Origin of the sequence: Streptomyces sp. NRRL S-87, from assembly GCF_000719335.1 — a bacterium.
In the GTDB taxonomy this organism is placed as follows: domain Bacteria; phylum Actinomycetota; class Actinomycetes; order Streptomycetales; family Streptomycetaceae; genus Streptomyces.
Genome location: NZ_JOGB01000061.1, coordinates 1 through 14,148, shown reverse-complemented (window position 1 = coordinate 14,148; position 14,148 = coordinate 1). Strand labels below are relative to the sequence as shown.

Annotated in this window: 13 protein-coding genes and 1 rRNA gene; 3 read left to right on the top strand and 11 right to left on the bottom strand. The window is 75.5% G+C overall.

What is annotated here, in order from left to right; all coding sequences use genetic code 11:
- Positions 1 to 116 precede the first annotated feature (116 nt).
- The 5 genes from IF43_RS0129310 to IF43_RS43155 form a co-directional block, all read right to left on the bottom strand.
- Complete coding sequence (locus tag IF43_RS0129310) at positions 117 to 1,211, bottom strand: glycosyltransferase family 4 protein (RefSeq protein ID WP_030207470.1); 1,095 nt, start codon at positions 1,209 to 1,211, stop codon at positions 117 to 119.
- Positions 1,212 to 1,598: 387 nt separating this feature from the next.
- Positions 1,599 to 3,347 (bottom strand): DNA repair protein RecN, encoded by a 1,749-nt coding sequence (gene recN / locus IF43_RS0129305; protein ID WP_030207468.1) that lies wholly within the window; start codon positions 3,345 to 3,347, stop codon positions 1,599 to 1,601.
- A gap of 159 nt (positions 3,348 to 3,506) precedes the next feature.
- Entirely contained in the window at positions 3,507 to 4,409 is a 903-nt protein-coding gene (locus IF43_RS0129300) for an NAD kinase (RefSeq protein WP_107048617.1), read from the bottom strand.
- An 8-nt stretch (positions 4,410 to 4,417) separates the two neighbouring features.
- Entirely contained in the window at positions 4,418 to 5,233 is an 816-nt protein-coding gene (locus tag IF43_RS0129295) for a TlyA family RNA methyltransferase (protein ID WP_030207462.1), read from the bottom strand.
- Between the two features lie 7 nt (positions 5,234 to 5,240).
- Positions 5,241 to 5,675, bottom strand: coding sequence for a hypothetical protein (locus IF43_RS43155; protein WP_234332578.1), 435 nt, complete (start codon positions 5,673 to 5,675; stop codon positions 5,241 to 5,243).
- 84 nt (positions 5,676 to 5,759) lie between these two features.
- Between IF43_RS43155 and IF43_RS0129285 the strand changes: the two genes are divergently transcribed.
- Positions 5,760 to 6,107, top strand: coding sequence for an SCP2 sterol-binding domain-containing protein (locus tag IF43_RS0129285; protein ID WP_030207452.1), 348 nt, complete (start codon positions 5,760 to 5,762; stop codon positions 6,105 to 6,107).
- Here the strand turns inward: IF43_RS0129285 and IF43_RS0129280 are convergent.
- From IF43_RS0129280 to IF43_RS0129265, 4 genes are all read right to left on the bottom strand, one after another.
- Entirely contained in the window at positions 6,104 to 6,952 is an 849-nt protein-coding gene (locus IF43_RS0129280) for an ABC transporter ATP-binding protein (RefSeq protein ID WP_078910552.1), read from the bottom strand. The genes IF43_RS0129285 and IF43_RS0129280 overlap by 4 nt on opposite strands.
- The gene (locus tag IF43_RS0129275) at positions 6,949 to 8,025 is read right to left on the bottom strand and encodes an iron chelate uptake ABC transporter family permease subunit (protein ID WP_051796396.1); all 1,077 of its coding nucleotides are present in this window, start codon (positions 8,023 to 8,025) and stop codon (positions 6,949 to 6,951) included. The genes IF43_RS0129280 and IF43_RS0129275 overlap by 4 nt, the downstream gene beginning before the upstream one ends.
- A gap of 14 nt (positions 8,026 to 8,039) precedes the next feature.
- Positions 8,040 to 9,041 (bottom strand): iron ABC transporter permease, encoded by a 1,002-nt coding sequence (locus tag IF43_RS0129270; RefSeq protein WP_234332579.1) that lies wholly within the window; start codon positions 9,039 to 9,041, stop codon positions 8,040 to 8,042.
- A gap of 158 nt (positions 9,042 to 9,199) precedes the next feature.
- Positions 9,200 to 10,258 carry an HAD-IIA family hydrolase gene (locus IF43_RS0129265; protein ID WP_030207436.1) on the bottom strand — a complete coding sequence of 353 codons (1,059 nt, stop codon included), beginning with the start codon at positions 10,256 to 10,258 and terminating at the stop codon, positions 9,200 to 9,202.
- An 82-nt stretch (positions 10,259 to 10,340) separates the two neighbouring features.
- Between IF43_RS0129265 and IF43_RS0129260 the strand changes: the two genes are divergently transcribed.
- Positions 10,341 to 11,612, top strand: a complete 1,272-nt coding sequence (locus IF43_RS0129260) for a DUF1015 family protein (protein WP_030207432.1) — start codon at positions 10,341 to 10,343, stop codon at positions 11,610 to 11,612.
- A 110-nt stretch (positions 11,613 to 11,722) separates the two neighbouring features.
- Here the strand turns inward: IF43_RS0129260 and IF43_RS42240 are convergent, their stop codons facing one another.
- Entirely contained in the window at positions 11,723 to 12,580 is an 858-nt protein-coding gene (locus tag IF43_RS42240) for a tetratricopeptide repeat protein (protein ID WP_037890570.1), read from the bottom strand.
- On the opposite strand from IF43_RS42240, the gene IF43_RS42235 reads away from it, so the two are divergent.
- Positions 12,575 to 14,047, top strand: coding sequence for a hypothetical protein (locus IF43_RS42235; RefSeq protein ID WP_051796394.1), 1,473 nt, complete (start codon positions 12,575 to 12,577; stop codon positions 14,045 to 14,047). The genes IF43_RS42240 and IF43_RS42235 overlap by 6 nt on opposite strands.
- 6 nt (positions 14,048 to 14,053) lie before the next feature.
- Here the strand turns inward: IF43_RS42235 and rrf are convergent.
- Positions 14,054 to 14,148: ribosomal RNA gene (rrf, locus tag IF43_RS38390) — 5S ribosomal RNA — on the bottom strand; the annotation flags it as partial.

Sequence of the window (14,148 nt, the reverse complement as noted above, 5' to 3'; positions counted from 1 at the left end):
ACGGACCGCGCCGGACGGACCGTGTCCGCTAGGACCGCGCGCCCGGTCGGCGACCGCACGGTCCGGGCCTCAGCCGGTCGAGGCCGGGGCCGGGGTCGGACACGCGGGGGCCCGGGTCAGGGACGCCGGCGGTCCATGAGTTCGTCGTAGACCGCGAGGACCTGCGCGACCGTGTCGTCCTCGGTCGGCCACGTCGCCGCCTGCCGCGGCCCGGCGACGGACAGGACACCCCGCCGACCGGGGTCGTCGAGCAGGGACGCGACCGCCGCCGACAGCGCGGCGGCGTCACCGCGGGGCACGAGCACGGCCGCGTCCCCGACGAGCTCCGGCACGCCCCCCACCGCCGTGGCCACCAACGGAACGCCCAGCCGCAGCGCCTCCTGCGCCAGCAGCGACCGCCCCTCCCAGTCGGACGGCAGGACCGCCACGTCCGCCGCCGCCAGCAGCTCCGCCACGTCCGGCCGCCGCCCCAGCAGCCGTACCGGAAGGACCTCCGTCTCGATGCGCCGGGCCAGGGCCGCTCGCTGCGGCCCCTCCCCCGCGATCACCAGCAGCGGTACGGGGTCCAGCGCCCGCCACGCCCGCGCCGCGTCCAGCAGCAGCTGGTACCCGCGGTGCGGCACGAGGCTGCCCACCGCGATCAGCAGCGGCCGCTCCACCGCGCCCAGTTCCGCCCGCACCTTGCCCGGGTCCGCACGCACCGCGCCCCCGGGCACCGAGACCGCCGCCAGCCGGGCGTCCCGCGCACCGCGTCGGCGCGCGTGGTCCACCTGGGCGGAGGAGGCGCCCAGCACCACCGCGGCCGCCCGCGCCACCCGGCGCTCCAGCAGCCGGGTCAGCTGGCCCAAGGGCCCCTCGCCGGCAGGTCCGGAGTGCCAGGTCACCACCAACGGGACGTGCTGTCCGCGGACGGCCAGGGCCGCCCGCATGCCGGCGTGCAGCCCGTGCGCGTGCACGATGTCCGCGCCGGCGCACGCGACCCGCAGCGCGCTGACCGCCGCCGGCTCGAAGCGGGCGCCCGCGCCCGTGAAGTCGTACTCGTCCTCGGTCTCGGCGGGGGCGCACACGGTGACCCGCACCCCGCGCGCCGCGAGGCCGGTGGCCAGCGACCGCACGTGCGCGCAGCTCCCGGCGCTGCCGCCGCCCAGCACCTGCACGGTGCGCAGCGGGGTGCGCCCGAAGGCGGGGGGCGGGGCCGGGGTACTGCTCACGTGCCGGGGCTCCTGTATGCAAGAGGGCGAGAAAAAGGGGCGGCGACGGCACGCACGGCCGCGCGCCGCCGCCCAGAATGCCAGTCCGCACCGGCGTTGCGGGACGTTCCGTGTGCGGATCCCGTGTGAGGAAACGTCATCTTCACCGCGGGATCACCCACATGGGCGACAAACCGGGACCCTTGCCCCGGATCCCGCCCGGCGGCGGGGCAGGGAGTCGGGTCCCCCGCTGCCCCGACCCGGTCCGTCAGGTCCGTCCGACCCGGTCCGTCCAGTCCCCGTGGGGAACGGCCCGGCGTCCGGCCCGTTCAGTCCGTCGGGTACGGCCCGGCGTCCGGCCCGTTCAGTCAGATCAGTCAGATCAGTCCGTTCGGTCCGTCCGGCCCGTCACCCGTCCGCGCGGGCCGCCGCCAGCAGTTCCTCCGCATGGGCGCGCGCGGTCTCCGAGTCCTCCTGGCCGGCCAGCATCCGGGACAGCTCCCGCACCCGGTCCTCGCCCTCCAGGACCGTCACGCCGCTGCGCGTGACCGACCCGTCGTTGGTCTTCTCCACCAGCAGCTGGCGGTCCGCGAAGGCGGCCACCTGCGGCAGGTGCGTGACCACGACCACCTGCGCCGACTTCGCGAGCTTCGCCAGCCGGCGGCCGACCTCGACCGCCGCCTTGCCGCCGACGCCCGCGTCGACCTCGTCGAAGAGGTACGTCGGCACGGGGTCGGACCCGGCGAAGACCACCTCCACCGCGAGCATCACCCGGGACAGCTCACCGCCGGAGGCGCCCTTGGCGATCGGCCGCGGCTGGGCGCCGGGGTGCGGGGCGAGGAGCAGCTCCACCTCGTCCGCGCCCGTCGGCCCGTACAGCACCGGCCGCCCGCCGACCTCGACCCCGTCGCCCGAGGGGTCCTCGGTCTGCCGGATGTCGATGCTGACCCGCGCGTGCGGCATCGCCAGCGAGGCCAGCTCCGCCGTCACCGCTGAGGCGAACCGGTCGGCCGCCTCGGTCCGGGCGGCGGTCAACCCCTGCGCCAGGCCGGACAGTTCGGCGCGCAGCCCGTCCCGCTCGGCGGTCAGCTCCGCGATGCGGTCGTCGTCGCCGTCGAGCTCGGTCAGGCGCGCCGCGCTCTGCTCGGCCCACGCCAGCACCTCGTCGATCGACTCCCCGTACTTCCGGGTGAGCTGGGTGAGGGCCGCCCGACGCTCCTCCACGGCCGCCAGCCGCAGCGGATCGGCGTCGAGGTCGTCCGCGTACCCCGCGAGTTCCCCCGCGACGTCCGCCATGAGGATGCCGATCTCGGAGATCCGGTCGGCGAGCGCGGCCAGCGCCGGGTCGTGCGACCGTACGGCCTCCAGGGCCCGGTGCGCACCCGCGACCAGCATGTTCGCGTCCACGCCCTCCGGGTCCTCCGGGTTGCCCGCGAGCGCGACGTGGGCCTGTGCGGCGGCCGAGGCCAGGGACTCGGCGTGGCCGAGCCGCTCCGCCTCCGCCGCGAGCTCCACGTCCTCGCCGGCCACCGGCTCCACGGCCGCGATCTCGTCCAGCCCGAAGCGCAGCAGGTCCGCCTCCTGGGCCCGCTCCCGGGCCCGGGTGGTCAGCTCCTCCAGCTCCGTGGCCACCGCACGCAGCCGGCGGTAGGCGGCGGTGTACTTCTCCAGGGGGACGGCGACGGCGTCACCGGCGTACCGGTCCAGGGCCTGCCGCTGCCGGGCGGGCCGCAGCAGCCCCTGCTGATCGGTCTGCCCGTGTACGGCGACCAGGTCCTCGGCCAGTTCCCCGAGCAGCCCCACCGGAACCGCCCGGCCGCCGACGTGGGCGCGCGAGCGCCCCTCGGCGGAGACGGTCCGGCTGATGAGCAGGGCTCCGTCGTCCAGCTCGGCGCCGGCCTCCTCGGCCCGTACGGCGGCGGCCGCACCCGGCGCGAGGGTGATCCGGCCCTCCACGACCGCGGCTTTGGAGCCGATCCGCACCAGGGCCGGGTCGGCCCGGCCGCCGAGCAGCAGGCCTAGGCTCGTGACGACCATCGTCTTTCCCGCGCCGGTCTCGCCGGTCACGGCCGTGAACCCGGGCGACAGCTCGACCACAGCGTCGTCGATGACTCCGAGGGCCCGTATCCGCATCTCTTCCAGCACGGACCCGACCATACCGAGGTTTCGGCCGGGCGATGCCACACCCCGGCCGCCGACCCGTCCCGCGCGTCAGTACGGGACGCGGCCGGGAGCGGACCGGTGCCGGGGTGAGCCGGAGGCGGGGGGAGCGGAGGCGGGGTGAGCACCGCTTCGGTGGCCGTCCCGAGCTCCGCGTCAGTGCGGGGCGCCCCGCCAGCCCGAGACCGGCAGGGCGAACTTGGCGACCAGGCGGTCGGCGAACGAGGCGTGGTGCAGGCGGGCCAGCCGTACCGGCACCCGTCCGCGCCGCACCTCGATGCGCGCCCCGGCGGGCAGCTCCAGGGTGCGGCGGCCGTCGCACCACAGCACGCCGTGCGGGGTGCCGTTCTGCACCTCCACCGCCAGGACCGAGGTCGGCGAGGTGACCAGCGGCTTCGCGAACAGCGCGTGCGCGCTGATCGGGACCATCAGCAGGGCCTCGACCTCGGGCCACACCACCGGGCCCCCGGCGGAGAAGGCGTACGCCGTGGAGCCGGTCGGGGTCGCGCACACCACCCCGTCGCAGCCGAACCCGGAGACGGGCCGGCCGTCGATCTCGATGACGACCTCGAGCATCCGCTCCGGGGACACCTTCTGGACGGCGGCCTCGTTGAGCGCCCAGTCCGTGTGGACGACGTCTCCGTTGGTGCGCACGACCACATCGAGGGTCATGCGCTCCTCGACCTCGTAGGCCTTGGTCACGACCCGGTCGACGACCTTGTCGAGGTCGTCGCGTTCGGCCTCGGCGAGGAAGCCGACGCGCCCGAGGTTGACGCCCAGCATCGGCACGCCGGAGCCGCGGGCCAGCTCGGCCCCGCGCAGCAGGGTGCCGTCTCCGCCGAGCACGATCAGCAGCTCGCAGCCGTCGAGCACGCCCGGGGCGTGCTCGGTGACGAGCTCGACCTCCGGTGGGAGCGGGAGGTTGACCGCCTCGTGCGCGAACACCCGCACGCCGAGGCCGCAGCGCAGCAGCCCCTGCACCACGAGTTCGGCGCTGCGCAGCGCGGCCGGCCGGCCGGTGTGCGCGAGCAGGAACACGGTCCGTCCCACAGGTCCCACAGAAGTCGTCACCGCGGCCCCTCCGCCACTGCACGGTCAACATCCGCCGGGTCGAGCGCCGGTGCCCCCGCCCTCAGCCACAGGAAGTACTCGACATTACCCGACGGTCCGGGGAGCGGGCTCGCCGTCACCCCCAGGACTCCCAGGCCGAGTTCGCCGGCCTGGCGGGCGACCTCGCGCACGGCCTCGGCGCGCAGCTCGGGGCTGCGGACCACGCCGCCGCTGCCGAGCCGCTCCTTTCCGACCTCGAACTGGGGCTTGACCATCAGGACCAGGTCGGCGTCCGGGGCGGTGCAGCGGACCAGCGCGGGCAGGACGAGGCCGATGGAGATGAAGGACAGGTCGCCGACGACGAGGTCGACCGGTACGTCGTCGATCTGCTCCAGGGTGAGCTCGCGGACGTTGGTCCGGTCCTTCACGGTGACGCGCTCGTCGCTCTGCAGCGACCAGGCCAGCTGGCCGTAGCCGACGTCGACGGCGACGACGTGCGCGACGCCCGCGCGCAGCAGGACGTCGGTGAAGCCGCCCGTGGAGGCGCCGGCGTCGAGGGCGCGGCGGCCCTCGACCTTCAGGCCGCGCGGGACGAAGGCCTCGAGGGCGCCGGCGAGCTTGTGGCCGCCGCGGGAGACGTAGTCGGGGTCGCTGTCGTCCTGGCGGACGACGAGTGCGGCGCTCGTCTCGACCTGGGTGGCTGCCTTGGTCGCCGTGGTGCCGGCGACGGTGACCCGGCCGGCGGCGATCAGCTGGGCCGCGTGCTCGCGCGAGCGCGCCAGCTTGCGGCGTACCAGTTCGGCGTCCAGGCGGCGGCGTGCCACTCCTGCCACGTTCGGTTCAGCTCCTGTGGTCGTACGGTCCTGGGGCGGGGCGCGCGTCGAGCGCGGTCAGCGCGTCGCGCAGGCCCCTGTGCACATCCTCGTACACCTCGACGTGGCCGTCCGCCGGGAGGTGGTCCGCATCGGCCAGCCGCTCCAGGAGGGCGTCGACCTCGGGGCGGCCGGTGGGGGCCCGCGGCACGCCGAGCGGCGCGGGGGCGGCGGGCTCGTCGAGGGCGCCGGGAGTGACGGCATCCCCGTCGAGGGCGCCGGGGGCCCCGGACGGCTCGGGGGCCCCGGACGCCGGCGGAGCGGCGGAGCCCTCCGACGCCTCGCGGGCGTCGAGCGCCTCGGAGGCCGCGGACGCCTCGGACGCCTCGGACGCCGCGGAGGCCGCGGAGGCCGCGGACGCCGCGTGGATCCCGTACTGCTCGGGGGCCTCGGACTGGGTCATACCCCGACGCTACCGCGTGCCGGGCCGGGCCCGGCGACCGGCGCCCACCGCGCCGCACCACCGCTGCGGTACGGTCGACGGACCATGGCGACCATCGAGGAGTGCCGAGCCGCACTCGACCAGCTGTCCGACAACCTCGCCCGGGCCGACGGCGACGTGCGCGGCGCGGCCGCGCTCGACCGCTCCCTGAGCTGCCACCTCACCGACCTGGACACCACCTTCACCGGCCGGCTCCAGGCCGGCCGGATCGAGGTGCGCTCCACCGTGCCCGGACCGCCCCGCGAGAAGGCGGACATCCGGCTGGCGATGACCGGCGACGACCTGGTGGCCATGGTGGCCGGCCGGCTGAACTTCGCGAAGGCCTGGGCCGCCGGCCGGATCCGCCTGGAGGCGGGCTTCCGCGACCTGCTCCGCCTGCGCGCCCTCCTCTAGACGCCCGCGCCCCGCTTCGCCCCCCGCGCCGCCCGCGCCGCCCGCGCCGCCGGGACGACCAGCGGGGTGCCCGTCTCCGGGTCGTCGATGACCTGGCAGCGCAGGCCGAAGACCTCCTCCACCAGCTCGGCCGTCACGATGTCGCCGGGCGCCCCCTCGGCCACGATCCGGCCGTCGCGCATGGCGATCAGGTGCGTCGCGTACCGGGCGGCGTGGTTGAGGTCGTGCAGGACGGCCACCAGCGTCCGCCCCTGCTCCTCGTGCAGCTCCGCGCACAGGTCCAGCACGTCGATCTGGTGCTGGATGTCGAGGTACGTGGTCGGCTCGTCGAGCAGCAGCAGTGGCGTCTGCTGGGCCAGCGCCATCGCGATCCACACCCGCTGCCGCTGGCCGCCGGACAGCTCGTCCACGGACCGCTCGGCCACGCCGGCCACCCCGGTCGCGGCCATGGACTCCCGGACGATCCGCTCGTCCTCCGGAGACCACTGCCGCAGCAGGCCCTGGTGCGGGTAGCGGCCGCGGGCGACCAGGTCCGTGACGGTGATCCCGTCCGGGGCGATGGAGGACTGCGGCAGCAGCCCCAGCGTCTTCGCCACCTTCTTGGCCGGCAGCGAGGAGATCGCCTGGCCGTCCAGCAGCACCCGCCCGGCACTCGGCCTGAGCATCCGCGACAGCGCGCGCAGCAGCGTGGACTTGCCGCAGGCGTTGGGCCCGACGATGACGGTGAAGGAGCGGTCGGGGATCTCCACCGACAGGTTCTCGGCGATGACCCGCTGGTCGTAGCCGAGGGTGACGTTCTCCGCGGTCAGCCGCTGCACTTGGGTACCCCTTGCCTTCTCGTTCATATCCGCCCCGCCCTGCGCTCGCCGACCAGCAGCCACAGCAGGTACACGCCGCCGACCAGGCCCGTGACCACGCCCACCGGCAGCTGGTCGGAGCCGAAGGCCCGCTGCGAGGCCCAGTCGGAGACCAGCAGCAGCACCGCGCCCATCAGCGCGGACGTCAGCAGGTTCGCCCCCGGCGACCGGGTCAGCCGGCGGGCCAGCTGGGGCGCGGCCAGGGCGACGAAGCTGATCGGCCCGGCCGCCGCGCTGGCGGCCGTGGTGAGCAGCACCGCCACCAGCATCAGCAGCATCCGCGTGCGCTCGACCGGGACGCCCAGCGCGTACGCCGCGTCGTCACCCATCTCCATCATCCGCAGCGCCCGGCTGCGGCCGAGGGCGAGCGGGAACAGCACGGCGCAGGTCGCCAGCAGCGGCCACACCTGTGCCCAGTCGCGGCCGCCGAGCGAACCGGTCAGCCACACCATGGCCCGGGTGGCGTCCACCATCTGCGCCTTGGTCAGGAGGTAGTTGACGGCGGCCAGCAGCATCGCGGCGGCACCGATGCCGACCAGGACGAGCCGGTAGCCGTGCACGCCCCGCTTCCAGGCCAGCAGGTAGATCACCACGCCGGTGACCAGGCCGCCGACCAGCGCGCCGGCCGCGACGGCGGTGGCCCCGGCGTGGAAGAGCACGATCGCCGTCAGCGCGCCGACCGCCGAGCCGTAGCCGAAGCCCAGCACGTCGGGCGAGCCCAGCGGATTGCGGGTGACGGACTGGAACACCGCGCCCGCCATCCCCAGCGAGGCGCCGACCAGCAGGCCCACCAGCACCCGCGGCAGCCGCAGGTCGTTGACGATGAACTCGTCGGCCGGCGCGCCCGCGCCGAGCAGGGTCCGGACCACGTCCAGCGGCCCGATCGGGTAGTCGCCGGTGCCGATCAGCACGACGGCGGCCGCCAGCGCCAGACCCACCAGGCCGGTGCCGACCAGCAGCGCGCGGGGTTCGACCCGCAGCGACGTCCCGCCCGGTGCCCGCAGCACCCGGGTCCGCGGACGCGCCCCCTTCGCACCGGGGGCCCCGCCGCCCGGTGCCACACGTGAAGTCACGCTCACAGCTGGGCCATCCTCCGGCGTCGTACGAGGTAGATGAAGACCGGTCCGCCGATGAGCGCGGTGACGATGCCGACCTGGAGCTCCGCGGGCCTGGTGACGACCCGTCCCACGACGTCGGCGCCGAGCAGCAGCACCGGCGAGAGCACCGCGGAGTAGGCGAGGGTCCAGCGCATGTCCGGGCCGGTGAGCACGCGCGCCAGGTGCGGGACCATCAGGCCGACGAACACGATGGGGCCGCACGCGGCCGTGGCCGCGCCGCACAGCAGGGTGACGGCCAGCATGGCGGCCACCCGGGTCCGCGTCAGGTGCGCGCCGAGCGCCCGCGCCGTGTCGTCGCCCATGGCCATCGCGTTCAGCGGCCGGCCCAGCGCCAGCGCCAGCACCGCGCCGACCGCCACGAACGGCAGCACCTGCCACACCGTGTCGGCGTTGGCCGAGGTGAGCGAGCCGACCGTCCAGAACCGCAGCCGGTCCAGCGCCTTGCTGTCCATCAGGACGACGGCGTTGATGTAGCCGACCAGGGCCGCGCTGGCCGCCGTACCCGCAAGGGCCAGCCGTACGGGCGTGGCGCTGCGACTCCCGCCCAGTACGTACACCAGCACCGAGACCAGGGCCGCGCCGGCGAAGGCGTACCAGACGAACTCCCGCAGCGTGGAGGCCCCGAGGAAGCTGACCGCCGACACCACCGCCGCCGCGGCGCCGGCGTTGACGCCGAGGATGCCCGGCTCCGCCAGCGGGTTGCGGGTCAGCGCCTGCATGACCGCGCCGGCCAGCCCGAGGGAGATCCCCACCAGCAGGCCGAGCACCGTGCGGGGCACCCGGGAATCGCGCACGACCACGTCGGTGACGGTGCCGGAGTAGTGGAAGAGGCCGTGCCAGACCTCGGCCGGGGACACCGACTTGGAACCGACGGCGATGCTCGCCGCCGCGACCAGGACGAGGACGGCGACCGCGGCCAGCAGGCCGGCGGCGCGCACCGCGGACCCGGACCGGGGCACGGCGGCGCCCGGCGGCGCGCTCGTTTCAGGGGGGCTCTCGACCAACACGTGGTTAGGTTAGCCTACCCTCGGAAAACGCAGGCCCGGTGGACGCCCACGAGCCCCCCGAGCGCTGTCGAGCGCCCCCGCTGCCCCGCCCCGCCCCGGCCGCGCGGCCCCTACAACCCCAGCAGCGAAAGGGCCTTGCCCGCGTCCAGCCCGCACGCCCCCTCGCCCGCCTGCGTCCAGGCCGCCGCGCACAGCGCCCGCAGCCCGTCCATCGGCCCCCCGTCCCCGGCGCCGTGCAGCTCCAGCACCCCGTCGCCGGCCACCGCCGTCCAACCGCCGCACCGGAAACCGGCCATGCCGGTGCCGGCCCCGGCACCGACCGCCTCCACCTCGGGCTGCCCCGTCAACAGCCCCCGCAGGTCCGCGTCCACGTACGTCGGCCGGTACTTCGGCTCCGCCGCCAGCAGCTGCGCCGCGTCCGTCACGCCGGTGAGCACCAGCAGCGAGTCCACGCCGCCGTTGACGGCCCCCTCGATGTCCGTGTCCAACCGGTCCCCGACCACCAGCGGCCGCTCGGCCCCGGTCCGCAGGATCGTCTCCCGGTGCATCGGCGTCAGCGGCTTGCCCGCCACCTGCGGCTCGGCACCGGTCGCGATGCGCACCACCTCCACCGCCGCCCCGTTGCCCGGCGCGATGCCCCGCGCGCTGGGGATCGTCAGGTCGGTGTTGGACGCGTACCAGGGCACCCCGCGCGCGATCGCGTACGAGGCCTCCGCGAACCGGCTCCACGGCAGGTCCGGCCCGCCGTACCCCTGCACCACCGCCGCCAGCTCCGGCTCGTCCGCCGAGTCCACCGGTACGAGCCCCCGCTCCCGCAGCGCGACCCGCAGCCCCTCGCCGCCGACCACGAGCACCCGCGACCCGGCCGGCACCTGCTCGGCGATCAGCCGCGCGACCGCCTGCGCCGAGGTGATGACGTCCCCGGCCGCGGTGGCGATGCCCAGCTCCGTCAGGTGCTCGGCCACCGCGTCCGGGGTGCGCAGCGCGTTGTTGGTGACGTACGCCAGGTGCATCCCGTCCGCCCGGGCCACGCCCAGCGAATCGACCGCGTGCGCGATCGCCTGCCCGCCCGCGTACACCACCCCGTCGAGGTCCAGCAGAGCCGTGTCGTAGGCCCGGTGCAGGCTCCGCCCGCTGCCCGCAGGCCTGGTTCTGGTCTCCCGGCTCATCGCCCAGCTCCCTCGTCCGATCTCGACCGAATCCGTCTCCCCCGATCATCCCGCATGGCGAGACGCGCTTTACGATGCACCAATGACCACAACCGGTACCGCGGAGCACGGACTGCGCCTGATCCCCTTCCACGGCCTGCGCTATGTCCCGGAGCGCGTCGGCAGTCTGGCCGCCGTCACCTCCCCGCCCTACGACGTGGTCGTACGCCCCGACGGCCTCAACCACCTCGAGTCCGCGGACCCCCACAACATCGTCCGGCTGATCCTCCCGCAGGCCGACACCCCCGAGGCCCGCGGCGCCCAGGCCGCCCGCACCCTGCGCGACTGGCTCGCCGAGGGCGTCCTCAGCCCGGACCCGCGGCCCGCCCTGTACGTGTACGAGCAGCGCAAGGGCGACCTCCTCCAGCGCGGTCTGATCGGCGCCCTCGCGCTGTCCCCCGCCGCCGAGGGCATCGTGCTGCCCCACGAGGACGTCATGCCGCACGTGGTCGCCGACCGCGCCGGCCTCATGCGTGCCACCGCGGCCAACCTGGAACCGCTGCTCCTCACCTACCTCGGCGAGGGGACCCGCACCGGGGCGGCCGGGGTCGTCGAGGCCACCGTGGCCCGTGAGCCGCTGCTCGCCACGACCACCGAGGACGGCTTCCAGCACCGCCTGTGGTCCATCACCGACCCGGCCGAGCTGGCCGTGGTCACCGCCGACCTCGACCACCGCCAGGCGCTCATCGCCGACGGCCACCACCGCTGGGCCACGTACCTGCGCCTGCAGTCCGAGCACTCCGAGCCCGGTGCCTGGGACTACGGCCTGGTCCTCCTGGTCGACACCGCCCGCTACCCCCTCCAGGTCCGCGCGATCCACCGCATGCTGCGGCGCCTGCCGGTGTCCGAGGCGCTGGCCGCCCTGGACGGCTCCTTCCGCGTCCGGACCGTCGAGGGCCCGCTGCCGCGCGCCATGGCGGCCCTCGCCGAGGCGGCCGAGCGGGGCAACGCCCTGCTCCTCACCGGCGACGGCTCCTTCCACCTCGTCACCGACCCCGACCCGGAGCTGCTCGACCGCACGATCCGCCGCGACCGGCCCGAGGCCTGGCGCCGGCTCGACGCGACGGTCCTGCACGCCGCGCTGCTCGACCACCTCTGGCAGGTGCCCGACGAGCCCGACCACATCGCGTACATCCACGACACGGCGGCGACCGTGGAGATGGCCGAGCGGCACGGCGGCACGGCGGTCCTGATGCACCCGGTCCGCGAGGAGGTCGTACGCGACCTCGCCCGCCAGGGCGTCACCATGCCCCGCAAGTCCACCTCGTTCGGCCCGAAGCCGGCCACCGGGCTGGTGCTGCGCGCCCTGGACTGACGCCCCGGCGCGCCCGCGCTCCCCCGCCGGGACCGGCCGAGTCGGCCTCCGGAACGCCGAAGGGCGGCACCCCTGCCGGGGGTGCCGCCCGTCTCGTCGTGCTGCGGGGATCAGGCGCGGCGGTCCGCGTCCCGGTCGCCCGTCTCCTCGGTGCCGGCGTCCTCGTCGGTCAGGTCGACGTCGACGTCGGCATCGGCATCGGACTGCTCGAGCGGCTCGTAGTCCTCGTCGTCCTCGTCGTAGTACTCGGCCTGGTCCGAGGCGCGCAGGGCGTTGCGGACCTCCGGGTCGTCGGCGTTCTCGTACGACTCGCCCTCGGTCTCGTCGGCGTCGTCGTCGAGCGCGTCGACGAACTCGACGCCGTCCATCTCGGCGAGCCGGTCGGACGCGTCGGTCGTGCCGTCCTTGTCCGCCTCGAGCGCCTTGGCGAACCACTCGCGGGCCTCGTCCTCGCGGCCGGCGGCCAGCAGGGCGTCCGCGTACGCGTAGCGCAGGCGGGGCGTCCAGGCCTGGACGGAGTTGGAGGCGAGCTCCGGGCTCTGCAGGGTCACGATGGCGGCGTCCAGCTGCCCCATGTCCCGGCGGGCACCGGCCGCGACCAGGCGCATCTCGACCTGGCCGGCCTTGTCCAGCTTCTGTACCTCGGGCTCGCCGGCCATCGCCAGCGCGCGCTCGGGGCGGCCGAGGCCGCGCTCGCAGTCGGCCATGACGGGCCACAGCTCGACGGAGCCGGTCATACGGCGGGCGGCGCGGAACTCCGCGAGCGCCTCGCTGTACTTCTGGCTGGCGTACGCGGCGAAGCCGGCGGCCTCGCGGACGGCGGCGACGCGGGAGGCGAGCCGCAGGGCGATGCGCGAGTACGCGTACGCCTGCTCGGGGTCCTCGTCGATGAGGCGGGCGACCATGACGAGGTTGCGGGCGACGTCCTCGGCCAGCGTCTTGGGCAGGCTCAGGAGCTCCTGGTGCACGTCCGCGTCGATCTCGTTGCCGGTGACGTCCTCGTCGATCGGCAGGCGCTTGATCGGCTCGCGGTCGCGGTCGCGGAAGTCGCGGTCGTCGCGGCGGCCGTAACCGCCACGGTCGTCACGACCCCGGTAGCCCCCGCGGTCGCCGCCACGGTCGTCACGGCCGCGGTAGCCACCGCGGTCGCCACCACGGTCGTCGCGGCGGAACCCACCGCGGTCGCCGCCGCGGTCGTCGTCACGGCGCGGGCCGCGGTCGTCGCGGCGGAAGCCGCCCCGGTCGCCGCCACGGTCGTCACGGCGGAAACCACCGCGGTCGTCGTCGCGACGCGGGCCGCGGTCGTCACGGCGGAAGCCACCGCCGCCGCCCTGGCGGTCGTCACGGCGGAAGCCGCCACGGTCGCCACCACGGTCGTCACGGCGCTCGTAGCCGCGCTCGCCACCCCGGTCGTCACGGCGGAAGCCACCGCGGTCGCCGCCGCGGTCGTCGTCCCGGCGCGGCGCACGGTCGTCACGGCGGAACCCACCGCCACCGCCACCGTACGGACGGTCCTCGCGACGGAAGCCGCCGCGGTCGCCGCCCCGGTCGTCACGGCGCTCGTAGCCGCGCTCACCACCACGGTCGTCACGGCGGAACCCACCGCGGTCGCCGCCGCGGTCGTCGTCGCGACGCGGCGCACGGTCGTCACGGCGGAACCCACCGCCACCGCCACCGTACGGACGGTCCTCGCGACGGAAGCCGCCGCCGCCGCCCTGGCGGTCGTCACGGCGGAAGCCGCCACGGTCGCCACCACGGTCGTCACGGCGCTCGTAGCCGCGCTCGCCCCCACGGTCGTCACGGCGGAAGCCGCCACGGTCGTCGTCCCGGCGCGGGCCGCGGTCGTCACGGCGGAAGCCACCGCCGCCGCCCTGGCGGTCGTCACGGCGGAAGCCGCCACGGTCGCCGCCGCGGTCGTCACGGCGCTCGTAGCCGCGCTCGCCCCCACGCTCGTCGTCCCGGCGGGGGGCGCGGTCGTCACGGCGGAAACCACCCGAGGGGCGGTCATCCCGACGGAACCCGCCCCCGTGCGGACGGTCGTCACGGCGGAAGCCACCGCGGTCGCCACCACGGTCGTCGTCCCGGCGCGGCCCACGGTCGTCACGGCGGTAGCCGCCCCGGTCGTCGTCGCGGCGGAAGCCGCCACGGTCGCCGCCGCGGTCGCCGCCGCGGTCGTCACGCCGGTCGCCACCACGGTCGTCGCGGCGGAAGCCCCCGCGGTAGCCGCCCCTGTCACCGCCGTCGCGTCGACGCGGCTCGCGCTCCGGACGATCGTCGGGAGAGTTGGTGGACATGGGTCAGACTCCTGTCTTCGGGGTACCGCTGTCATTCTCGCGCAGCCGGCCCCCGGCCGCGCTTCGGCAAATCTGGGTGGGGCAAAAACAAAAAAGGACCCTTGGTCCCAGCGTGAACGCTGGGACCAAGGGTCCTTTTGAAAGATTGTTCGGCGGCGTCCTACTCTCCCACAGGGTCCCCCCTGCAGTACCATCGGCGCTGAAAGGCTTAGCTTCCGGGTTCGGAATGTAACCGGGCGTTT